The 25,091-nt window shown below is 40.3% G+C and carries 18 protein-coding genes; 11 read left to right on the forward strand and 7 right to left on the reverse strand.

Translation table 11 applies throughout. From position 1 onward, the window contains the following. Positions 1 to 3 precede the first annotated feature (3 nt). The gene (locus AC07UV_RS04880; protein WP_495182909.1) at positions 4 to 1,140 is read left to right on the forward strand and encodes an acyl-CoA dehydrogenase; all 1,137 of its coding nucleotides are present in this window, start codon (positions 4 to 6) and stop codon (positions 1,138 to 1,140) included. 63 nt (positions 1,141 to 1,203) lie between these two features. Here AC07UV_RS04880 and AC07UV_RS04885 read toward each other — a convergent pair whose 3' ends face one another. The 4 genes from AC07UV_RS04885 to uvrB form a co-directional block, all read right to left on the reverse strand. Continuing rightward, entirely contained in the window at positions 1,204 to 1,608 is a 405-nt protein-coding gene (locus AC07UV_RS04885; RefSeq protein ID WP_495182910.1) for a hypothetical protein, read from the reverse strand. A gap of 9 nt (positions 1,609 to 1,617) precedes the next feature. Next, complete coding sequence (locus AC07UV_RS04890) at positions 1,618 to 2,868, reverse strand: glutamate-5-semialdehyde dehydrogenase (protein WP_282250491.1); 1,251 nt, start codon at positions 2,866 to 2,868, stop codon at positions 1,618 to 1,620. After that, positions 2,865 to 3,896, reverse strand: a complete 1,032-nt coding sequence (proB, locus tag AC07UV_RS04895; protein WP_223583740.1) for a glutamate 5-kinase — start codon at positions 3,894 to 3,896, stop codon at positions 2,865 to 2,867. The genes AC07UV_RS04890 and proB overlap by 4 nt, the downstream gene beginning before the upstream one ends. A 422-nt stretch (positions 3,897 to 4,318) precedes the next feature. Further along, entirely contained in the window at positions 4,319 to 6,352 is a 2,034-nt protein-coding gene (uvrB, locus tag AC07UV_RS04900) for an excinuclease ABC subunit UvrB (RefSeq protein WP_282250493.1), read from the reverse strand. Between the two features lie 284 nt (positions 6,353 to 6,636). Between uvrB and upp the strand changes: the two genes are divergently transcribed. From upp to AC07UV_RS04940, 8 genes are all read left to right on the forward strand, one after another. Next, a complete protein-coding gene (upp, locus tag AC07UV_RS04905) occupies positions 6,637 to 7,284 on the forward strand; it encodes a uracil phosphoribosyltransferase (RefSeq protein ID WP_120261383.1) in 648 nt (215 codons plus the stop codon). Between the two features lie 103 nt (positions 7,285 to 7,387). Beyond that, positions 7,388 to 7,861, forward strand: a complete 474-nt coding sequence (locus AC07UV_RS04910) for a ribonuclease H-like YkuK family protein (protein ID WP_046672303.1) — start codon at positions 7,388 to 7,390, stop codon at positions 7,859 to 7,861. 52 nt (positions 7,862 to 7,913) lie between these two features. Further along, positions 7,914 to 8,516: a nicotinamide riboside transporter PnuC gene (gene pnuC, locus AC07UV_RS04915; RefSeq protein ID WP_495182911.1), complete on the forward strand. Its 603-nt coding sequence runs from the start codon at positions 7,914 to 7,916 to the stop codon at positions 8,514 to 8,516. A 23-nt stretch (positions 8,517 to 8,539) separates the two neighbouring features. After that, positions 8,540 to 9,073, forward strand: a complete 534-nt coding sequence (locus tag AC07UV_RS04920) for an AAA family ATPase (protein ID WP_495182912.1) — start codon at positions 8,540 to 8,542, stop codon at positions 9,071 to 9,073. A gap of 144 nt (positions 9,074 to 9,217) precedes the next feature. Further along, the gene (locus tag AC07UV_RS04925; protein ID WP_104385107.1) at positions 9,218 to 9,628 is read left to right on the forward strand and encodes a BrxA/BrxB family bacilliredoxin; all 411 of its coding nucleotides are present in this window, start codon (positions 9,218 to 9,220) and stop codon (positions 9,626 to 9,628) included. A gap of 228 nt (positions 9,629 to 9,856) precedes the next feature. Next, complete coding sequence (locus tag AC07UV_RS04930) at positions 9,857 to 11,497, forward strand: amidohydrolase (protein WP_282250509.1); 1,641 nt, start codon at positions 9,857 to 9,859, stop codon at positions 11,495 to 11,497. Positions 11,498 to 11,624: 127 nt separating this feature from the next. Then, on the forward strand, positions 11,625 to 12,527 hold the full coding sequence (locus AC07UV_RS04935; protein ID WP_495182913.1) for a GLPGLI family protein: 903 nt from the start codon (positions 11,625 to 11,627) through the stop codon (positions 12,525 to 12,527). 62 nt (positions 12,528 to 12,589) lie between these two features. Beyond that, complete coding sequence (locus AC07UV_RS04940; protein ID WP_495182914.1) at positions 12,590 to 15,187, forward strand: carboxypeptidase-like regulatory domain-containing protein; 2,598 nt, start codon at positions 12,590 to 12,592, stop codon at positions 15,185 to 15,187. 186 nt (positions 15,188 to 15,373) lie between these two features. Here the strand turns inward: AC07UV_RS04940 and lipA are convergent, their stop codons facing one another. After that, positions 15,374 to 16,255, reverse strand: coding sequence for a lipoyl synthase (gene lipA / locus AC07UV_RS04945; protein ID WP_120261378.1), 882 nt, complete (start codon positions 16,253 to 16,255; stop codon positions 15,374 to 15,376). A 150-nt stretch (positions 16,256 to 16,405) separates the two neighbouring features. On the opposite strand from lipA, the gene AC07UV_RS04950 reads away from it, so the two are divergent. Both AC07UV_RS04950 and carB read left to right on the forward strand, forming a co-directional pair. Then, positions 16,406 to 18,664, forward strand: coding sequence for a beta-N-acetylhexosaminidase (locus tag AC07UV_RS04950; RefSeq protein ID WP_495182915.1), 2,259 nt, complete (start codon positions 16,406 to 16,408; stop codon positions 18,662 to 18,664). A 261-nt stretch (positions 18,665 to 18,925) separates the two neighbouring features. Continuing rightward, positions 18,926 to 21,745, forward strand: coding sequence for a carbamoyl-phosphate synthase large subunit (gene carB / locus AC07UV_RS04955; protein WP_282250515.1), 2,820 nt, complete (start codon positions 18,926 to 18,928; stop codon positions 21,743 to 21,745). Between the two features lie 44 nt (positions 21,746 to 21,789). Here the strand turns inward: carB and AC07UV_RS04960 are convergent, their stop codons facing one another. Together AC07UV_RS04960 and AC07UV_RS04965 are read right to left on the reverse strand one after the other, a co-directional pair. Beyond that, positions 21,790 to 22,728, reverse strand: coding sequence for a formylglycine-generating enzyme family protein (locus AC07UV_RS04960; protein ID WP_495182916.1), 939 nt, complete (start codon positions 22,726 to 22,728; stop codon positions 21,790 to 21,792). 168 nt (positions 22,729 to 22,896) lie between these two features. After that, positions 22,897 to 24,303 (reverse strand): Gfo/Idh/MocA family protein, encoded by a 1,407-nt coding sequence (locus AC07UV_RS04965; protein WP_495182917.1) that lies wholly within the window; start codon positions 24,301 to 24,303, stop codon positions 22,897 to 22,899. Positions 24,304 to 25,091: the final 788 nt, after the last annotated feature.

The raw sequence follows: 25,091 nt of genomic DNA on the forward strand, positions 1-25,091 counted from the left end.
ATCATGAACTTTGAATTAAGCGAAGAACATAAAATGATCCGTGATGCAGCACGGGAGTTTGCCCAAGAACTAAAAGCGGGTGTAATACAACGGGATGAAGAAGCCAAATTTCCGACAGATTTTGTCAAACAGATGGCCGGCCTTGGATTTATGGGTATCATGACACCTGAAGCCTATGGTGGTGCTGGTATGGACACCCTGGCTTACGTAATTGTATTAGAGGAAATCGCCAAAATCGATGCATCTGCAGCCGTTATTGTTTCCGCTCACAATTCTTTGGTACTCTATGGACTGAATGCTTTTGGAACAGAAGAGCAAAAACAAAAATACCTTGTGCCATTGGCCAAAGGCGAAAAACTAGGGGCATTTGCACTCTCAGAGCCTGAAGCTGGATCGGACGCCTCCTCGCAACATACAACAGCCGAAGACAAAGGTGACCACTATCTACTGAATGGCACGAAGAATTGGATTACCAATGGTGGTCACGCTGATATTTACCTCGTCATTGCACAGACTCATCCAGAAAAAGGCCATAAAGGAATCAATGTATTGATTGTTGAAAAAGGATTACCTGGGTTCACAATTGGGCCAAAAGAAAATAAATTGGGAATCCGAAGTTCAGATACGCATTCATTGCTATTTTCGGATGTCAAAGTACCCAAAGAAAATCGTATCGGTGAGGATGGCTTTGGGTTCAAATTTGCTATGAAAACGCTCGATGGAGGACGTATAGGTATCGCAGCACAAGCATTGGGTATTGCGGCCGGTGCATATAATCTTGCACTTGTCTATTCCAAAGAACGTAAAACATTTGGTAAGCCAATCTCAGAACATCAGGCGATCCAATTTAAACTGGCTGATATGGAAGTAGATATCGAAACGGCGAGGTTGTTGACCTATAAAGCTGCATGGACCAAAGATCAAGGTCTACCCTATGGAAAAGAAGCTGCAATGGCCAAACTACACGCTTCTGAGGTAGCCATGAAACATACTGTCGAAGCTGTTCAGGTCCATGGCGGTTATGGTTATGTGAAAGAATATCATGTAGAAAGATTAATGCGTGATGCCAAGATCACACAGATCTATGAGGGTACTTCTGAGATACAACGACTGGTTATTGCACGAGAAATACTACGTTAAGAATGTTCATAGTATAACTTAAAATAAAAATCCTGTCCCTTCTCAAAGAAACGGACAGGATTTTTATTGATTATTCAATTTACCATCTATCATCGACAGGTATTGATAATCCTGAAAAGAGAAACTCGCCGTCTCAGCCATAGCCAAATTTAAGATAAGCTTTGCTTTTCGCAACAAATTCTGCTGTTCTTCGCCGTTTGTATTCAAGCCATCAAATAGTAGGGTCAATGCCAGTGGATGTAATTGCTGTGCCTGAAGTTCCTCTTTTGAATAGGTCGTCAGTTCGCTTTCGGAAAGTTCCAAAAAATATCCCCTACTCTTCTCAAAGAACTTTTCATAAGCACCTTCAAAAACCTTCGGATCCGTAGGCTCCGTAAAAGCATCATGCCCTTCCGTCCAGATACGTAGAAATTTACCAATTTCCTCGATCCAGTTCATCAATACATCTTTCTTAAAACTTAATCCCATAGTCTTTTCTTATCGAATCTGCCCATTGCCGCGGACAATCCATTTTTCTGTTACCAACTTTTCCAATGCAAAAGGACCACGTGCGTGCAGTTTTTGTGTTGAAATACCTATTTCTGCACCCAATCCAAACTCACCACCATCCGTAAAACGAGTTGAAGCATTCGCATATACCGCTGCTGCGTCCACTGCATTCAAAAATCGTTCGATAGTCAATTCATGCGAAGACACAATACACTCCGAGTGTTTTGATGAATATTTTTCGATATGTTCCAAAGCTTCATCCAATCCATTGACTATTTTTATCGAACACTTCAAATCTAGAAATTCTCTTCCAAAATCTGCTTCTTCCGCTGCCACTAAATTTGAAAATTTTTGATGCTCCAATAATTTATAGGCAATGGGGTCTGCAAATACCTCCACGGCAGCATTTTCAAGGTAAGGTGTTAGTTTAGCTAAAAATTCTGGTGCTACTTCCTTATCCACCAAAACTGTGTCCAGAGAATTACAGACCGATGGTCTGGAGATCTTTGCATTGGCTACAATTTTTGCAGCCATCTCGAGATCAGCAGTTTTATCCACATAAGTATGACATACACCAGCGCCGGTTTCTATAACAGGGACTTTCGCATTTGCCCGAACAAAATCTATCAGAGACTGCGAACCGCGTGGAATAATAATATCGACATATTTAGTAGCCTCCAGCAATTCTGATACATGTTTACGCGCTACAGGCAGCAATTGCACAATGTCTGTGGGGATACCATTTGCTTCTAATACCCGATGGATAACCCGCAGCAAGGCCTCGTTTGTATATTGCGCATCAGAACCGCCTCGCAACAAACAAACATTACCAGACTGGATACAAAGCGCCGCTACATCTATTGTAACATTCGGCCGGGACTCATAGATCACACCAACAACACCAAGCGGGACCGTTATTTTCTCTATTTCCAATCCATTGGGCAAAATTTTCTTAAGCAACAGCTGATCGGTCGGATCTGCCAGATCAGCAATCTGTTTTACGCTAGCTGATAGTACCTGTAAGCGATCACTATTCAGCAGAAGACGGTCTTTCTTTGGATCTCCATCATCCATACGATCCAGGTCAATTTTATTCGCATGCAGGATTAGGGCCTCCTCCTCAACAAGTGCGACAGCGATAGCCTCCAAAGTGACCTTTTTAGCATCTGGAGCAAATTGTTGCAAGAATTGTTTCGCCTTAGCTGCCGCCTTCAATTGTTCAATTATTGATTCACTCATAACAATACGATATCATTTGCATGCGCAATTTCTAAATTCTTTTTACTGGACTGAGATAACAAAGATGAATCCATTTTCGCCCGGGCCACAGCCACTGTCAGACCATCGAGGTTCACAATGTTCAGCACCTCTCCTTTCTCAAAATGTTCAACAATACGCGTTACACCAACAGCGAGTAAGCTTTTATGCTTCAACAAAGCCTCTTCAGCACCTCGGTCCACCATCAGTTCACCCTTAATTAGACTTCCACTCGCCAACCATTTTTTTCGTGAGGAGATCTTTTTACGCTCCGGCAAGCACAAGGTACCTGTCTCATGTTTGATAGCTTTCGTGATCGCATCTTCGGTCTGCATGCTAAAAATAACCACTTCAATTCCCATCTGATTAGCTAGACGTGCAAAATTCAATTTTGAGGTCATCCCCCCTAATCCTACCGCAGATTTATCTTTCCTTGCCAATCCCAGAACATCCCGGTCAATGGTTTCGATCTTTTCTATGATTTTATTATTTGCATCCAATACGCCTGGAACAGAAGTACTAAACAGTAATTTTTCAGCACCAAATCCAACAGCAATCAACGTAGCCAGTTCATCGTTATCCGAGAACTTCAACTCTTTATTGCTCACCACATCATTTTCGTTTGCTATCGGGATAACATTGTTCCGCCACAGTTCCTCATAAGTATTCTTTAACTGGAGAAACTGGTCCCGATTGGAAAAATGATGCCTTTCACATAGGCTTTGCGCCAACGAAATCTTAAAAGGCCTGAAGTAGGTGGAATACGTATTAATCAATATCGGATTTCCGATGGCGGCAGCGGCCTTCCGCTCCGACAGTGTACCTGTATAACTGGGGAGAAAACGCTTGCCGGCAGCAACAGCACCTGAAGATACCAGGACAATATTGTACTTCTTCTGCAAAGAAGCAATCTGCCGGGCAACCTCCAAAACAATACGTTCATCAACTTCTCCCTCTTTCGTGGTAATAGAAGCCGATCCAAATTTGACAACGAGAATAGGCTTTTTCATTATAACTATGCTTTAGTTTAGATTAAAGCTCTAATTTACTGAGAAGAATTTGATTTTTGCAAAATATGTTAATAATTGAACAATATTGCGCAATAAAATGCCACCTATTTTTAAGCAGGTAAGCCTCCTTCACACGAAAAATAGATCGTAAGGAAAGGCTATCCAAAGAAGTAAAAGTCCCCTCCGGAGAATTGAATATTCAACAAGAAATCATAGGTAGGTGCGCACAACATGAAAGGAAAATAGACCTGTACCATAACTAATGCACCAGATCTCAAATCAAAATTTAAATTGCGGGCTGATCTAAATCTCAGTGAATGACAAAAAACAAGGTTCAAATCCATAAAGAACCTGAACCTTGCTCATTTATCACAAAATTTAACTTTTTAATACAGCCTTATTAAAAAGCTAGCATATCTCATTTACGATGAAAAACGCTCCTCGTAGAGCTTTTCCAAAGAAAACATTTCGTCACGGTATTTCGCGGCTTCCAAGAAATCCATTTCTTTCGCAGCTTTATCCATTTTCTTGCGAACAGCATCAATCGCTTTTTTCAGATCTTTTTCGCTAAGGTACTGCATGACAGGGTCAGCCGCAATAGCCTGTGTAGGATCTGGCTCAACATAAAACTTTTGCTCAACGCCTGAGAAATCGGCCACCGAGGTCTGCTCCAGGATTTCTTCCCTGGTCTTTCCAACGGTTCGTGGCGTAATACCATGTTCGATATTATAGTTCATTTGCTTATCCCTGCGTCGATTGGTCTCCTCTATCGTTACACGCATACTGTCTGTCATTTTATCCGCATACATGATCACCCGTCCTTTATCATTCCGGGCAGCACGTCCGATCGTTTGGATCAACGAGCGCTCCGAACGTAAGAAGCCCTCTTTATCGGCGTCGAGAATAGCTACCAGCGTAACTTCGGGCAAATCCAATCCCTCCCGAAGTAAATTTACGCCAACTAAAATATCAAACTCACCTAAGCGCAATCCCCGTAAAATCTCTACGCGTTCCAAAGTCTTAATTTCAGAGTGTATATAACGAACTTTAAGGTTCAACTTGGTCATATATTTGGATAACTCCTCAGCCATCCGTTTGGTCAAGGTCGTGGCCAAGATACGGCCTCCTTCTTTGATCGTTTTGTCTACCTCTTCCAAGAAATCATCCACCTGATTTATCGCTGGACGAACTTCAATAATAGGATCCAATAAGCCTGTCGGACGGATGACCTGTTCAACAACGACACCTTCCGTCTGTTGCAATTCATAATCTCCGGGAGTCGCCGAAACATAAATAGTCTGATTGGTCAACGATTCAAACTCCGGAAAGTTGAGCGGTCTATTGTCCATGGCCGCAGGTAATCGGAAACCATGTTCCACTAGAGATACCTTACGTGAACGGTCACCACCATACATGGCCCGTAACTGCGGCAAGGTAACATGGCTCTCATCAATGACGAGCAGATAGTCCTCCGGGAAATAATCCAGCAGACAGAAAGGACGCATCCCCGGCTGTCTTCCATCGAAGAATCGAGAATAGTTTTCTATTCCAGAACAATAGCCAAGTTCGCGCATCATTTCCAGATCGTAATTCACACGTTCTTCCAGACGTTTAGCTTCCAGCATAAGCCCTTCCTCCTCCAACTGCGTCTTGCGCTGCATCAATTCATCCTGAATGGCCCAGATAGATTCCTTAAATTTCTCCTTTGGAGTAACGAAAAGGTTCGCTGGGAAAAGTGCTAAATCCTCCATTTTATTCAAGGTCTTACCAGATACCGGATCGATCTCACTCAATTCGTCAATCTCGTCACCAAAAAAGGAAATACGGATCGCAAAATCTAAGTAAGCAGGGTATACATCGACGGTATCTCCCTTGACACGAAAAGTACCACGTTTAAATTCAGTTGTTGTTCTAGAATAGAGGATTTCGACCAGTTTATGCAAAAAGGCGTTCCGTGTTATTGTCATTCCAACCCCAAAACGAAAAATTGACCGTGAGAAATCTTCGGGATTTCCCATACCATAAATACAGGAGACGGAAGAAACCACAACAATGTCTCGTCGTCCGGACATCAATGATGAAGTCGTTGCCAATCGCAGCTTCTCTATTTCTTCATTGATCGCCAAGTCTTTTTCAATGTAAGTATTCGTTGAAGCTATAAATGCCTCCGGCTGATAATAATCATAGTAAGAAACAAAATAATTAACCGAATTATTCGGAAAGAACTGTTTGAATTCACCATATAGCTGAGCAGCCAATGTTTTATTGTGACTTAATATGAGGGTTGGCTTCTGTGTTTCTTGAATTACATTGGCTACAGTAAATGTTTTACCGGATCCGGTAACCCCCAAGAGCGTCTGGTATTGTTCACCTTGGTCCACACCTGCTACCAATTCTTTGATTGCCTCTGGTTGATCACCCGTCGGTCTATACTCTGATGTCAATTCAAATTTCATACAATTCCTATTTCTTAAAGAAAACTATTTCGACCTTTCGTTAAGCGTCAGCACCGAAGCATCGCTAAATCTCAGCTTAGAAAAATCCGTCACATTCAAACAATGATAATCTATAAATGTTACGATTTTGTAACATGCGGTCTAGGGCCATATTTTAAATGGTCTTCACACAAATTTACTAATTTTTTTACCATTTTATATCAAACTATAATTATGCCGCAGATGTTATTACTTTCAGTTGATTATTTACTATCTTTAGCTTTAACAGAACTAGCACGCACGTCATGGTCACTATTCTATCTACCCAAAATAGCATTGCAAATCATTTTATTGCAGAATTGAGAGATGTCACTATTCAGCGGGATCGCATGCGTTTCCGTCGGAATCTGGAACGACTTGGAGAAGTATTTGCCTATGAGATCAGCAAAACCATGGCCTTTAAACCCGTGGAGGTTGAAACACCTTTGGGCGTTGCCAAAACACAGCTATTGATGGAACAACCGGTATTAGCCACTATTCTAAGGGCAGGACTTCCCTTCCATCAAGGTTTATTAAATATCTTTGACCAAGCCGACAATACTTTTATCGCGGCTTATCGGCACACCAAAAAGAGTGGCGAATTTGAAGTTCACAAAGAATACGTCAATACACCGAATTTGGATAATAGAACGGTTATCATCGTCGATCCGATGCTGGCTACCGGAAAGAGCCTGGTCTTGTGTTGTAAAGATCTTTTGGCCGAATATGAGATTAAAGAACTGCATATTGTTGCGGCAATTGCTTCGGAAGAAGGATTAAACCATGTCAAGGCTTTCGTTCCGACTGCGCATATCTGGGTGGGTGATGTCGACCATGAATTGACAACAAAGGCCTATATCGTTCCCGGTCTTGGCGATGCAGGAGATCTGGCCTATGGTGAAAAACTTCATTAATGTGGAGAATTATTTAAAATTAAATTAACACTTAGATCATTGAAATTCAGTAAATTTATGTCAATGATGAAGTTTAATTTATATATATCTAATTTATACCACTATGAGATGGCAAAAATACAATGGCGAATCCATTCGCTCCACGATTTTCGATGCTGTTGAGGAAGTCATTAAACGAGAAGACGCCTTAGGCAACAAACTCAAGGTTTATATCGGTACCGATTCCCAAGTAAAGAGAGGAATCATCGACTTCGCCACCGTCATCGTCTTTCTCAGGGAACATAAAGGTGGATTTATGTTTATCCAACGGGACAAAAGGCATCACCGAATGAGTATTAAAGAACGGATGCTACTCGAAGTCCAAAAATCCATCGACATCGCCTACCAACTCTGCCCCCTCCTCGAAAAACACAAAGTAGACCTAGAAGTCCACGCCGACATTAACACCAATCCAAATTTTCAGTCAAATGTAGCCCTCAAAGAAGCCATGGGATATATTATGGGTATGGGGTTCGTATTTAAGGCCAAACCTGAGTCTTTTGCGAGCACCAATTGCGCCAATAAACAGGTGCAGTAGTTGATTCTAAGGCAGACTTTGTATCTTTAAGGTGTAATTTTTAATACACCAGATGCAAGATTTTTTTCAGCAGATTGCCAGTCAATTTGCCCAAACTACTTGGCTCGAATGGTTAGGTACACTAACTGGCTTCCTTTGTGTCTATTTGGCCGCAAAGCAAAATATATGGAACTGGCCGATTAGCATTATCAGTGTGGTCTCCTATGCCATTCTTTTCTATGATGCAAAACTCTACGGCGATACCGTATTACAATTTTACTTTCTATCCACAGCCGTATATGGTTGGTATTATTGGCATAAGCGAAAAGAAGAAAAAAAGAAACCGATTGTTAAGGCCAATAGAAATCAACTCATCTTGAGCATACTTGTCATTATCTGTTTGACAGCCGCAATAGGCTACCTTTTGGACAGTAAAACAAATTCCGACGTCCCTTATATTGACGCATTCTGTACTTCAGTTAGCTTTGTGGCTCAGTTTCTAATGACGAGGAAAGTACTTCAGAACTGGCTTCTCTGGGTTTTTGTCGATATCTGCTATATTCCATTGTATGTACACAAAGAGCTTATGCTAACAGCTGTACTGTATCTCGTATTCGCCATTATTGCCTGGAATGGCTACCGTGACTGGCAAAAAACCTATAAAAATTTTGCGTAATATTGCCTATCAAAAAGATAGATGTGGGAAAAGAGTTAATAAAAATTGCAGTCGTAGGCCCCGAGTCTACAGGAAAGTCAACCATGGCACAGTATCTCGCTGAAAAATTTCAAACAGTCTGTGTACCGGAGTATTCGCGCTATTACTGTCAGAGTCTCAATAATAAATATACGCTGCAGGATGAGGTCAACATGTTTTATGGACAAGTTGCTTTGGAAGAAGCACTCCTTCCATTAGCAAAGGGTAACATCCTGATCTGTGACACCACTTTTATGACCGTGAAAATCTGGTCTGACCATCTATTCAATCATACACCTAAAGAGGTTACCGATAAGATTCAGCAACACCCCTATGAACTATACCTACTAATGGATATAGATCTACCTTGGCAAGACGATCCATTAAGAGATTTTCCAGAGCAACGAGAACATTTTATGGAGATATGGAAAACAGAGTTAGAAGCCGTCGGTGGTCAATATCGCATTATCTCAGGAGAGGGACAGCAGCGATTGGAAAATGGTTTAACAGCTGTTAACGATTTTCTGACATTGATTTGAGACAAGCACCTTGACGAGAAAGCCTTTTACATCTATATTTGTAAAAGTAAAGTATAGCGCTTTGGCAAAGATCGTATAATGCGAAACAGAAAGTCGCGCTGTACCGAATTAAATTAGAATATTAACATTTTTACTTAAGAAATAATGTATCCAGAATATTTAGTAGCTCCAATGCGTCAAGAATTAGTTGATGCGGGATTCGAAGAATTAAAAACTCCAGAAGCAGTTGATACTGCAATTGCTTCAGAAGGAACTGTTTTTGTAGTTGTTAACTCCGTTTGTGGTTGTGCGGCAGCGAATGCACGTCCTGCAGCAAAAGCGGCTGTAAAAAACGAAAAACATCCTGCAAAACTAGTTACTGTTTTCGCAGGTATGGAAACTGATGCTGTTAACACAGCACGTAACTACATGTTGCCTTACCCTCCATCTTCTCCAGCAATGGCGTTGTTCAAAGACGGTAAATTGGTTCACATGATTGAAAGACATATGATTGAAGGTCGCCCGGCACAAATGATCGCTGACAATTTAGTCGCTGCATTTGACGAGTACTGCTAATCACATATTTTAATTTTTGAATTAAAACGGCTATCTGAGTTATTTGGATAGCCGTTTTTGTTATTAAAAAGATAGAAAACCGTCTATTCCCTTATGCCCGCCCTCCTTTGTTACCAAGTTCATAATATACCAAACAATATTTCAGCCAATTCACACGATAAGTTCAATCAAATCATATTTCAAAGAAATAGCCCTAGCTTTATAAACACTTTTCTTTATTTTTAGGATATGAGAAACTCTCCAGTTATTCTTTTCCTCTTTTCCATGATCTTCCTTGCTTGTTCTCCGCAAGAAAGAGTAGACCTGATTGTGTACAATGCACATGTTTATACCGTTGATTCCACCTTTAGCACAGCACAGGCATTTGCAGTTAAGGACGGTAAATTTATTGCAATAGGCTCAGACGACGAGATCCAACGAAAGTATAAAGCCAAAGAAAAAATAGACGCTGAAGGGAAAGCGATCTATCCGGGATTCTACGATGCGCACGCTCATCTATTTGATGAAGCCGAACTGATGGATCAGGTCGACCTCAATGGCGCGGATTCTTTCGAAGAAGTGATTCAACGGGTTAAAAGTTATCAGCAAAAGAACCCCAATAAAACCTGGCTCATCGGCGGTGGCTGGGACCAAAATCGCTGGAAAGACAAATCCTTCCCTACAAAGGAACTACTGGACAAAGCTTTCCCAGATATACCAGTGTACCTGATAAGGGTAGATTATCACGCCGCAGTGGTAAACTCCAAAGCCCTGGAATGGGCCAAATTGACAAGCATTCCCATTATTCAGGGCGGCGTTGTCGGTGGAAGCAACAATACACCGAATGGTCTTTTGATCGACAATGCAATGGATCTGGTCAACAAAACAATCCCAGTACCCAATGAAAAAGAGTACTTGAGAATGCTAAAACGAACCCAGGATTCATTACTTTCTGTTGGGCTTACCTCCATTGTAGATGCAGGTTTATCAAAAGAAAGACTCAGCCTATTAAAAAAATACTATAAAGATGGCGCATTAAAATTTAGAGATTATGCGATGATCCTTGGCAACCCGCAAAATATCTCCTCATTTATAGCACAGGGATTTTACGAAACTGATCGTTTAGAAATCAAATCATTCAAATTACTTGCAGATGGCGCATTAGGCTCAAGGGGCGCCTGCCTCCTCGCTCATTATCATGATGCACCTACCCATGGCTTTCTTCTGCATACCCCACAGGAATATGAAAACATGATCAAAGCGATTGCAGCCAGTAATTTCCAGGCCAACACCCATGCTATCGGTGATTCAGCCAACCGAATTATCTTGGATATCTATGGCAAATATCTACAGCCGCATCGAGATCGGAGATGGCGTATTGAACACGCACAGATTATATCTCCAACCGACTTCGATAAATTCCGAAAATTCCAGATTATTCCCTCTGTGCAGCCAACCCACGCCACATCAGACATGTACTGGGCCAAAGACCGACTGGGCGAAGAGCGAATGGAAGGTGCCTATGCGTACAAGCATCTGTTGAAAGAATATGGTAAACTCGCCCTAGGGAGTGACTTCCCGGTTGAACATTTCAATCCGATGTATGGTTTTCACGCAGCTGTGGCTCGTGTTGATAAAAAAGGTTACCCAAACCAGGGCTTCCAAATGCAGGATGCTATCAGTCGGGAAGATGCACTGCGCGGAATGACCATCTGGGCAGCATACTCCTGCTTTCAGGAGAAAAAACGCGGAAGCATAGAGGCCGGCAAAGATGCTGATTTTGTCATCCTCCAACAAGACATCCTCAAAATACCGAACGGACAATTGCGGAACGTAAAAACAATGCGGACGGTGATTGCTGGAGAAACTGTTTTCAATAGACAACAATAATAGTTTCACACACACGGAGCTTCACTTCATCCCCCAGAAAAGTACCATTCAGGGTATAATAGTGAAAATCTACAATAATTTTTGTTATTACGAATATTTCGTATATTTACGATATAGACATAATTTTATGAAATATTCATTATCCTTCTTATTATCGGTGACGATACAGATTCTATTTGCTCAAGAAAATTCGCCAGCAATAGCTAAAGTACATTACGAATTCAAACACATTAATGACACCACGCAACGTGATCAATTTATTCGCGACGAAACGATCACCTACCTTAATCAACAGGCCAGTTACTATACCTCATACTCCACAGATCGTATGCAGGATGAGGTCAAAAAACAGATGGATGCCCCCTCCTTTGACGGGAATATAACTATCCAGACACGAACAACTCCTTTAGGGGCATCGTATTTACTAGATGTCAACAACAACAAAATGACAGAATTGATATCCGTTGCCGGGGACAAATTTGCTATACCTCAAACTTACCCAGCTCAAGAATGGGAACTATTAGCTGATCATAAGGAGATCGGAGGATACAGTTGTCAAAATGCAAAAACAACTTTCAAAGGTCGCACCTATGAAGTATGGTTTACGACAGAGCTGCCATTTCCTTACGGACCTTGGAAACTTCATGGACTACCAGGACTCATTTTGGATGCAAGGGATTCAAAAAACGAGGTCGTTTTTGCATATGCCGGATTTGATAAACTGGAAGACAGCAAAGTACAGGTGGCCCTACCACAAGACGTGATTACAACCTCACTGGAGGAAGTTCAAAAAATCCAAGCTGCATTTAAAGCAAATCCACAGGCCTATATGAACGCTCAATCGGCAAAGAGTCGAAGTATCAGTGTAGGTTCCGGCAATGCCATTACTGTTAAAAGCGGTTCAAGCGCTGGTATGAAAACAGGAGATGGTGGTATGGATGTGTCTAGGATCAAAAGTTTTAATATCCGGAAAGATGAACTATATAAGCCTTCTAAAGTCACCAATAATCCGATTGAGTTAATACCTTAATGAAAGTATCTATATGTTTATTTTTAATCATTTGGTTTGGGCAAATTTGTTTTGCCCAACAAATGATAAGTGGGAAGGTACTAGAAGCAAATACACATAAGCCAATACCTTTCGCAAGTGTAAATATCCTGTCTGAAAATAAAATCGTCGCTTTTAAAACGACTGATAAGGAAGGACGGTTTATGATGCAGCTTTCTAAAGAATATACCACCGTCTACCTGCAGATCCACCATCTTACTTACGAAAAATTCGGACAGCAAATTGACAAAAAGTCGACCGATCTCCGGATTGTCTTAACCCCCAAAACCAATCTATTAAAAGATGTCGTAGTGAAGAGTAAACCCAAAGTAAGTCGTTCCAACGACACCATTTCTTATGATGTAGGTTCTTTTGCTAAGGAAGAGGATCGAAATATCGGAGATATCATCAAACGCCTACCCGGTATGGAGGTAACAGAATCCGGCTTAATAAAATATCAGGACAAAACGGTGTCCAAACTTTACATTGACGGTGATGATCTGTTAGAAGATCGTTACGGAATAGGCACGCGAACAATTCCGCACAAAATGGTCAAAGACATTCAGGTCCTCGACAACCATGAACACTATAAAGTACTTAAAAACAAAAGATTTACAGACGATGTAGCAATTAACCTTGTCATCAAAGAAGATGCTAAGTTAAAGTTAACTGGACAGGCTAAAATAGCTGCTGGTACTCCCAATAACTATGACCCCGAGCTAAACTCAATCCTTTTTAACAAAAAAGTTAAAATGCTGAATGTACTCAGTGCAAATAACATCGGTAGGGATCTTTCTGGTGATGTCGTAGGCAATAACCAGTCATCTTTGCTCACCAAGTTTGGCAGTTCCTCTATTAACAATCTCCTTGCAACAAGTACAACTGGAGCTCCCAATATTCCAAAAAACAACTACTACTTTAACAATACAGGTTCCCTCAACACCAATAATCTATATAATTTCAAAAACAAATGGCAATTGAAATCAAATATTCAGCTACTATTTGATAAAGAAAGGCAAAATAATACTGCTAGTACACGATATTTACTCAATGGAGGTGATGTGTCCTTTGAAGAACAAAACGGTATCAAAGCAGAGAAATGGCTAGGTGCGGCAAGACTCTCGGCATCCGTGAATACAGAAAAAAAATACATCAGTGAAATACTCTCCTTTGAATATGAAAAAAGAGATATAAAAGCCCTATTAACAAACTCGACTAGTAAAATTGACCAATTTCAAAAACATCATATCAAAGGGATCAGCAATCAGTTCAGCTATATACCACAATTAAAAAACAACGATATTATAGCAGTTAATTGGACATTAAACTATGGAAATAAACCACAATCTCTACAGATTTATCCAGGTGTTTTTCCTGAAATATTAAATGACAGCATTCCATACAAAAGTACCATTCAGCAGATCGAGGTTCCCTCATTTTTCACTGAGGTTTCGACAGGTTACCACTTTAATAAAAGTAAGATCAAACAGCATTATCAGATCGGTTTCAATACCGACCGCCAACATTTTACTTCATTGTTATATCTTCAAGATAATGAGCAGATAGATAGAAGACCGCGCCAGAATACGAGCAACGATCTACACTGGAGCAGATCTCAAGTGTTCATTACACCACAATATGACTGGAAAAACGATCGCTTCGAGGCTCACCTCGATATCCCGATCACCTATCTGATCACTCAATATGAAGATAATACACAGGCCATGGACGTTTCAAAAAATTCATGGTTGATCAACCCCGGCCTAAAAGCACGCTGGCGAGTCTCCCAAGAAGATTATCTCCAATTTGGTTATCAATATAGCCAGGACATCGGGAATATTGAAGACGTATTCCATGGAGCAGTACTGCGCAATTATAGGATGCTTAGCCAAAATAATGCTGCGCTGAATGAATCCCAAAAACATGCTTTTAATCTCAATTACAATCTGGCGCGTACATTGAAAGTATTATTCGCTAATGCAGGAATCAGCTATTCCAGGCTTTCATCCAACACGATGTTATCCTCAATTATAAAAGACGATATCACAGAGAATATATTGGTTAATATGGACAACCTGCAAGAACATTGGTCCTCACAAATTGGGTTTGATAAATATATATTTCCTTTGGCAAGTACGCTCAAGTTAAAAGGCAGTATAGCATATTCCCGATTCAATCAATTGCTAAACAGTAGTGTTGTTCCCATAAAAAGCATCAATTACACTCTCCAACCTAGTTTAGAAGCAAAAATATTCAAATCATATAATGTATCTTATACAGGTACTCTCAATTGGAATAGAAGCCAGCAACAAGGGAAAGACCATCTGATTCGGAATAAAACAACCATGATGATACATAACTTAGGTTTCCCTATAAGCCCTTTTAAAAATGGCTATATACGCGTAAACATACGTAACCTCTCCACTTTCCAGACGAATATGAAGAATGCGAGTTATACCTTTATAGATGTTTTTGCGCGTTATCGATTGAACAAATGGAAAACTGACTTTGAATTGTATATGAGCAATTTAACGAATATAAAAAATTATCGGACCTACATGACAACAGCCAATATGATTTCCCAAAATGAATTTGAACTACGGGGAAGAACAATTTTACTACGCGCTGTCTTTAATCTTTAGGTCTTAAATACAACTGATAACCAGATTTTTAAACGAAATTAACCATCAAAGGTAATTACTTGCAAAGTTCGATCAGGATAAGATGATCCATAAAAAGGCCCGGGTGAAATATTCACCCGGGCCTTTTATATGTTAACATGGAAACAACTTTTGTTTTTCCAAGAAGTCTAATCGTTTAGCGCGCTATTATTGCATATCGAACAAATGCTTTTCAGCATGGTAAGATGAACGAACCAAAGGTCCGGATTCAACATATTTGAAACCCATTTCCAAACCAATTTTTTTATATTTTTCAAATTGAGCTGGTGTGATAAATTCAATAACGGGATGATGTGCTTTCGTTGGCTGTAAATATTGTCCGAGAGTCAAAATATGAACACCAACATTATACAAGTCCTGCATTGCTTCAATCACATCTTCTTCCGTTTCACCAAGACCCAACATGATACCCGACTTCGTACGAAGACCTGCTTCCGAAATCCGACGCAAACATTCCAAAGAACGGTCATATTTCGCCTGAACACGAACTTCTCGGGTCAAACGACGCACAGTTTCCAGATTATGTGAAACGACCTCTGGGCGAACAGCAATGACACGATCCAAATTATCCCATTGACCTTTAAAATCTGGCAATAATGTTTCCAAAGTTGTTTCTGGACTTTCTTTGCGGATTGCATTGATCGTTTCTGCCCAAATTGTAGAACCGCCGTCTTTTAGATCATCACGGTCTACGGAAGTGATAACACAGTGTTTTACCTGCATCAATTTCACCGAATTGGCTACCCTATTTGGTTCATCCAAGTCTACTGGCAAAGGACGACCTGTTGCTACAGCGCAAAACGAACATGAACGTGTACAGATATTTCCTAATATCATGAAGGTCGCTGTTCCTGCCCCCCAACACTCACCCATATTTGGGCAATTTCCACTCTCACAAATTGTATGTAATTTGTGCTCATCTACAAGACTTCTGACATGTCTATACTCTTTACCAACAGGCAATTTGACACGCAACCAATCTGGCTTGCGTTGTGCAGGAGTTGCCGGAATAACTGGAAGTTCAATCATACAACAAAGTTAAGGATTAAAAATGTAATTTCTATTGGGCAATTTGTTGGTTTTATATCATAAATACTTATCGAATGACAGCAATAATAGAATAATGAAACAAAAATTAGGATATTTGTGTTGATTATCTATTGATCTAAATACTTTACTATGCGATTGAGCAAATCTTTATCCCTGTTATTGCTTGGGGGAGCTTGCATTTTTAGTGCGCAGGCCCAAACTAATTTTGACATTATTCCCAAGCCATCCAAGGTGACCGTAGCGACTGGAATATATACCATCCCAACACAACTCACAGTTATTGTTTCTGATGATTTCCAACCAGCGGTGCAATTGCTTACTGAACATCCCGCGATCAAGAGTTTAACCCTTGAAGTACTAAAGAAAAACAAAAAAGCACCAAAAGAAGGCTTTCGTATTGTAAAGGCGGTTGATGCAGACAACCTCGGCAAAAATGCCTATTCGATTCAAATTGATGAGAAAGGTCTCTTGCTTAAAGCCTGGGATACGCCACAGGTCATTAATGGAATTTATACTTTGGTTCAATTAGGGTATCTACAAGCTGATCCTAGCCAAATAGCATTTGCGACTATCTTTGATGAACCTCGTTTTTCATACCGAGGATTGCATTTAGACGTTTCCCGTCATTTTATGCCCCTTTCTTTCGTAAAGAAATATATCGATATCATGGCCATTTATAAGTTCAATAACTTTCACTGGCACTTGACAGATGGAGCGGGATGGCGACTGGAGATTAAAAAATATCCGGAATTAACACAAAAAGCAGCTTGGCGTACACATGCCCATTGGAAAGATTGGTGGAACAATGGACGTCAATATGTGGAAAAAGGAAACCCAAATGCCAGTGGAGGCTTTTATACCCAGGAAGAAGCACGCGAACTGGTCGACTATGCTGCCCGAAAAGGCATCAATGTCATCCCGGAAATAGAAATGCCCGGACACTCAGAAGAGGTATTAGCCGTGTATCCTGAACTTTCCTGTTCATGGAAACCCTACAGCCAAGGCGAGTTTTGCATTGGCAATGAAAAAACTTTTGAGTTTCTAAAAAATGTACTGGATGAAGTACTTACCATATTCCCTTCTCAATATATCCATATCGGGGGTGATGAAGCGGAAAAGAAACACTGGGAAACTTGTCCAAAAGATCAAGCTCTTATGCAGAAGGAAGGTTTAAAGTCAGTTGACGAATTACAGAGTTATGCCATCAAACAAATGGATCTGTACCTGCAATCAAAGGGTAGAAAGCTTATTGGCTGGGATGAGATCTTACAAGGTGGACTCACCGAAGGAGCAACAGTCATGAGTTGGCGCGGAGAAGAGGGCGGAATAAAAGCTGCAAATGCAGGCCACGATGTCATTATGACCCCGGGCTCACATCTTTATTTCGATTCCTACCAGACTGACCCAAGAACACAACCCGAAGCTATTGGAGGCTATCTTACACTTGATAAAGTCTACTCCTACGACCCTATTCCAGCTGCGATACAAGGTGATAAAGCCAAACATATCCTTGGTGCGCAGGCGAATATATGGACAGAATATGTGCCGACGATGGAGCATGTTGAATATATGGTATTTCCGCGAGCATTAGCGTTATCCGAAGTCAATTGGACCGCAAAAGATGCAAAAAGCTGGGCCGACTTTCAACGAAGATTACAATCACATTATAAATTGCTACAGGAGCTGAATCTGAACTATTATCGTCCATCATTCAATGTTGCTTATACAGCGTCTTATAATGCAATTAAAAACAACAACAAAATTACACTTACAACAGAGCAATTGAACACGGATCAGATCCGATATACAATTGATGGAAGTGAACCTACGATTCAGTCGACACCATATACCGGTCCATTTGAACTTAGTTCAACAGGACATATCAATGCAGCATATTTTCAGGACTCCATTAAAATAGGTCCGACATTATCATTTGATATCGATATTCATCGCGCCATCGGGAAAAAAGTAACTTACAACACACAATGGTCTGGATATCCAGCCCAAAAAGATTCGACTTTAACCAATGGACTAATGGGCGGACTCTCTTATCACGATGGTCAATGGCAAGGTTTTACGAGTCCGATTGATGTCGTAGTCGATTTAGAGCGAAGAGAAGAAATTCATCAGGTTGCCATGAATTTTATGCAAATGATAGGTCCGGGGGTTTACATGCCCGGTGAGATGGAAATCCTTCTTTCGGACAATGGACGTAGCTTTAGAAAAGTAGGTACCGTGATAAATGATATATCCGATAAAGAATCCAAATTAACTTTCAAACGATTCGAACTTAAACTTGATAAAGCACAACAGGCACGTTACATAAAAATCAAAGCCAGCAATCCGAAAAAAGGATATTTATTTACAGATGAAATTATTGTTTATTAGCCGAATAATAAACGACTAACAATAATAGTTGGAGAACCCTCCCCTTGCGTTTTCCAACTATTATTACTCCTTTCAAGACTACTTTTTCAACAAAGGTCATTTTATTTTGAAATATTATTAAAATAAATACTTCATTTTCAAAATTTAAAATGTAACTTTGCACTCCGACAAAGCAGTCGGAATGACCCTTCCCCATGAGCTATTTTTGATTGTCTTTGCTCAGATTTACAATAGGAAATTTAATTTTTTGAACTAGATATAATGCCAAGAAACACTTCCATTAAGTCGGTTTTAATCATCGGATCAGGTCCCATCGTTATCGGTCAAGCTTGTGAATTTGATTATTCTGGATCTCAAGCATCCCTTTCATTGAAAGAAGAAGGTATTGAAGTATCCATCATCAACTCAAATCCTGCAACAATCATGACGGACAAAGTTGTTGCAGACAATGTCTACTTACTTCCATTAACTTGCGAAAGTATTGAAGAAATATTGCAAAAACACAATATTGACGCTGTACTTCCTACCATGGGTGGTCAGACAGCTTTGAACTTATGTATCGAAGCTTCCAACCTAGGTCTTTGGGAAAAATACAACGTAAAAGTTATCGGTGTTGATGTTGCTGCCATTGAAAAAACTGAAAACCGTGAAGAATTCCGTCAATTAATGGTTGATATTGGTGTGGGCGTTGCAACATCAAAGATCGCAAACTCATTCTTGGAAGGTAAAGAAGCTGCACAAGAAATTGGTTATCCTCTTGTTATACGTCCTTCCTATACCTTAGCAGGTACAGGAGGCGGGTTTGTACACAGAAAAGAAGATTTTGATGCCGCCTTAAATAGAGGCTTACACGCATCACCAACACATGAGGTTTTAGTCGAACAAGCTGTATTGGGTTGGAAAGAATTCGAATTAGAATTGCTTCGCGATACCAACGATAATGTCATTATCATCTGTACAATTGAAAACTTTGATCCAATGGGTATCCACACAGGAGACTCGATCACAGTAGCTCCAGGTATGACATTATCGGACAAATGTTACCAAGACATGCGTAATCAGGCTATCCTGATGATGCGCTCAATTGGTACATTTGCAGGTGGATGTAACGTTCAGTTCTCGGTAAATCCAGAAAATGAAGAAATCATTGCAATTGAGATCAACCCACGTGTATCTCGTTCATCAGCTTTAGCATCGAAAGCAACTGGTTACCCAATTGCAAAAATTGCAGCTAAATTGGCGATCGGATACAACTTAGATGAGTTGCAAAATCAGATTACTAAAACTACTTCAGCATATTTCGAACCAACATTAGATTACGTCATCGTTAAGATCCCACGTTTCAACTTTGACAAGTTCAAAGGTGCAAACAAAGAATTAGGTCTTCAGATGAAAGCTGTAGGTGAAGTTATGGCAATCGGCCGTACATTTATCGAAGCTTTACAGAAAGCATGTCAATCACTTGAAACTGGTCGCGCTGGTCTAGGTGCCGATGGTCGTCAATGGAGAAATCTGGACGAGATCATGGATAGCTTAGAACATCCAAGTGGTGACCGTTTGTTCCATATCAAAGATGCATTCGAATTAGGTGTTCCATTGGAATCAATTCGTAAAGCAACACGTATCGACAAATGGTTCTTGGTACAGATCCAGGAATTAGTACATCTTGAGCAAGAGTTACGTCGTTACCAACTGAATAATATCCCACGCGATTTCTTCATGACCTTAAAACAAAAAGGTTATTCAGATGTACAGATTGCTTGGTTGCTAGGTAATGTAACGGAAGATCAGGTATATGATCGTCGTAAGGAGCTTGGCATCAACCGGGTTTACAAAATGGTTGATACCTGTGCCGCGGAATTCCCAGCACAAACTCCATATTACTATTCAACATTTGAAGAAGAAAACGAATCCATCTCTTCAGACAAAAAGAAAATCATTGTATTAGGTTCAGGTCCTAACCGTATCGGTCAAGGTATCGAGTTCGATTACTCTTGTGTACACGGCTTATTGGCAGCCAAAGAATGTGGTTACGAGGCAATCATGGTTAACTGTAACCCTGAGACAGTATCAACGGACTTCAACATGGCTGACAAGTTATACTTTGAGCCTGTATTCTGGGAGCATGTACGTGAGATCATTGAATTAGAAAAACCTGAGGGTGTAATCGTTCAATTAGGTGGACAAACAGCACTTAAAATGGCTGAACGCTTAGAGCAGCTTGGTGTAAAAATTATTGGTACCTCTTTCGAAAATATGGACTTGGCAGAAGATCGTGGTCGTTTCTCTGATCTTTTGAAGGAATTAAATATTCCATATCCAAAATATGGTGTAGCTACTTCTGCAGAAGAGGCATTACAAGTTGCCAGCGAAGTTGGATACCCTGTATTGGTACGTCCTTCTTACGTATTGGGTGGACAAGGCATGAGTATCGTCATCAATGACGAAGACTTGGAAAAAGCTGTTGTCAACTTATTGAAAAACCTTCCCGGTAATCATATCCTGATCGATCATTTCTTGGATCGTGCTGAAGAAGCGGAGTCAGATTCTATCTGTGATGGTGAAGATGTACATATCATTGGTATGATGGAGCACATTGAGCCTGCCGGTATTCACTCTGGTGACTCATCAGCGGTATTGCCGCCGTTTGGTTTATCACAAGCGGTTCAGGATAAAATGGAAGAATACTCCATTAAATTAGCAAAAGCATTGAACGTAAGAGGTCTGTTAAACATCCAGTTTGCTGTCAAAGGTGAAAATGTGTATGTAATCGAGGCCAATCCACGTGCATCACGTACGGTTCCTTTCATCGCGAAAGCTTATGATGTTCCTTACATCAACATCGCTACAAAAGTTATGTTAGGCGTTAATAAATTGAAAGATTTCACGATCGAACGTAAACTGAAAGGATACGCGATTAAAGAGCCTGTATTCTCTTTCAATAAATTCCCTGAGGTAGACAAACAATTAGGCCCTGAAATGAAATCAACTGGTGAAGCAATCCGGTTTATTAAAGATCTTCAAGATCCATATTTCAGAGAGTTGTACAATCAAAAATCAATGTTTTTGAATGCACAATAAGGTGTCTCTATAAAATAGAAAAGGCTTGCAAATGCAAGCCTTTTCTATTTTATATCTTTTACACATCGGAAACCGACATTATTTGTCGGGCTATTTACCTCACCTTTTCCCCTGCTTCCTCCTTTATAGCGTTCACAATACTGATCATTACAGAGAAACGATCCGCCTCGTTGGACACGTTTTTCGAGATTAGGTTCCTGCGGATCATAGGAGTTCTCCGGTCCTTTAGGATTTGACACGACGCTATTCTTATAATAGTCTGGTCTATAGTAGTCAGAACACCATTCCCAGACATTCCCTTCCATATCGTAGAGTCCTAAAGGATTCGCCGGATAAGATTTCACCGGAGCCGCACCTTCATAACCATCCTCTTTTGAGTCTTCAACAGGGAATTTCCCCTGATAAATATTGGCCGTCCACTTTCCATTTGGTTTCAACTCTTTCCCCCAATAGTACAGATCATCGTTGGTGTCTTTACGGGCACGGGCAGCGTATTCCCATTCAGCCTCAGTAGGCAATCTTTTTCCAACCCACTTTGCATAGGCAGCAGCATCCTCATAGGCGACCTGAACAACTGGGTAATTCATTTTATCTTTTATCGAACTACTAGGGCCTTCAGGATGTTTCCAATTTGCGCCAGGAACATATTCCCACCACATCAGATAATTATTTAAAGAGTTGAGTTCTTTGGGTTTTGAAAATACAGCTGAACCAGGGACAAGCATATTCGGATCAACACCGGGAAAATCCTTTGGGTCAAGCTTTCGCTCCGCTACGGTCACATATCCAGTTTCTTTTACAAATTGGGCAAATTGTGTATTTGTAACTTCATGCTCATCCATATAAAATGAATGGAGTTCTACAGTATGTATAGGTTTACTATCTTCGAAATTCGAACTTCCCATCAGAAATTTACCACCTTCAATTAAAATCATCTTTCCAGTAGCATTACTGCTTTGTTTGGCTAACTGAGATTTGATCATTCCGGCCCGGGTAGGTATATTTTCACCGACACAGCATGAAAGGGTATCATTTGTGGAAAATATAGATAGACAGGTAACTAGCGTCAGATTGATTAACATACCTAAAGATAAACATAAAAGGGGAACAATAAAATGCTCCCCTTTCAATTATTGACTTAGATGCGCAATTTATACATCCAATTGTACATTTTCTTTTTTCGTATTTTTTGAGCGAATTGGTGTATTGCCTCCACCATTTAAGGTGATATCCACCGGGTTATTATTTTTCCATGCACCTTTTGTAAAATCTGGTACTGCTACCGTTTTACAGTTCTTTTCAACAGACTCAAAACTTAATGGTACAATACAACTCCATGAAGCAGCATCATAAACATCTTGATCCAATGGCAATCCGTTACGCAGACAGTCGATTAGACGCCAGTCCATCATAAAATCCATACCTCCGTGGCCGCCAACTTCTTTGGCCTTATCACCGATATATTTCACTAATTCTGGTGTATATTTATCATATAATTCTTTGAGTTTTTCCTCCTTGATGAATTCATGACCAAATGCAATATTCTCAGTTGGGTATTTTTGAGCGAAACCTTTTGTACCGCTTAATGTATGTAGTCTTGAATATGGTCTAGGCGAGGTCACATCATGTTGTAGCATAATTGTTTTACCCTTCGCTGTCCGAATTAGCGTAGTATTCATATTGCCACGGTATTTCTTCCCAACAAATTCCTGAAAGAACGAATCTTTTCCAGCGAGTTCCTTAGCCTTCTCACCCATCATAAAATCATTGGACGACATCGCCACAAGGTGATCCATCTTGTCTCCTCTATTTATATTTAAACACTGTGCTACAGGCCCAAGTCCGTGAGTTGGATATAGATTACCATTGTATTTAATATTTTCCCTTAGGCGCCACATATTATCATAACCATTCTTTGAGAAATTCAAGTCCAATAAATCGTGGATATAAGCACCTTCACCATGGATTAATTCACCAAATAAACCTTGGCGGGCCATATTCAATGTCAACATCTCGAAAAAATCATAGCAGCAATTCTCTAACATCATACAATGTTTTTTTGTTGCCTCAGATGTCTTGACCACCTCCCAACAATCCTTTATTGTTAATGCAATTGGCACTTCACAAGCCACATGGTTACCCGCTTTCATCGCTGCGATACTCATTAGTGCGTGGTAGTCCCAAGGTGTACAGATATAGACCAGATCCAACTTTTCTTCCTTCAATAATGACTTCCAGCCATCTTCTCCAGAATAAGACTTTGCAGCTTTCAAACCTTTTGAGGTAAGAATTTTCTGCGCTTTATCTACCCGCTCTGAATGTTTATCACAAAGCGCAACGATTTCGCAACCTTCGATAAAAGATAGTCGTTCGACTGCACCGGGACCACGCATCCCTAATCCGATTACAGCCACTCTCACTTTATCAATTTTGGGTGCGGCATAACCACTCATATTAAATGCTTCTGCAGTCGCATTTGCATTAACCAAAGTAGGAAGTGAAACAGTCAATGATGATAAAATCCCGGCCTTTTTTAAAAAATCTCTTCTAGAATCCATAATTTAAAGTTCATGTAAATTTAAAGGGACCAAAATGGTCCCTCTAAAAAATCACCTATTTTAAAACAAACTAAACAGTCAATAAGAAAAATCCATTTGGATTTGGATTTATACTTGGTTCTAACTAAAGAACTTAATCTCTATAACAATAATATAACACTTTTCTCGAAATAAAAAATCAAACTTTAAAGCAATCGTTTGTTTAATCTACACAAACGATTGCTTAATTTATTATAATCATAATTTTTTCACCAAAACTGTGGCTGTTAGATAAATACACGATTTCAATTTTACAGTAAAATCTTAAAGCACATATACTCAAGATGATAAGTTTATTTCTCCTTTATACTAGAGATCTCCGTTGCAAAGTATTCATTTTCTGGGGTTATCACTAGTCGGATCAGAAATCACTTGCAGGACATCTGAGCATCCAGTAATTTGGCTACCCAATCTAATCATCAAGCCCACTTTCGTTTATGATAGAGTCTAATATTCAGCAGCCCACTTCTATTGAGGAAAGAATCATATAGCAGGCTCATTCGGCAAAGATCACTATGGTAAGAGCTGTAATATCATGGGGTAAGATAGGGGTTAGGCGGCAAGCAGGTATACACCACACCGTCATGATAAGGACTGTCCTAAGCCGCATTTTCGCTGTGGATCCAATGCATCGTTTTCTGGAAAGTATATAAACGGAATCATAGCGCAGCACCATAGCTCAGGGTTATACAGGTTTGCACCTGACAGCACGGTTGTGGAGCGCTACCCCACTGGGCTTTGTGGCGGTA

The sequence above is a fragment of the Sphingobacterium sp. GW821-FHT03E03 genome (assembly GCF_059420745.1).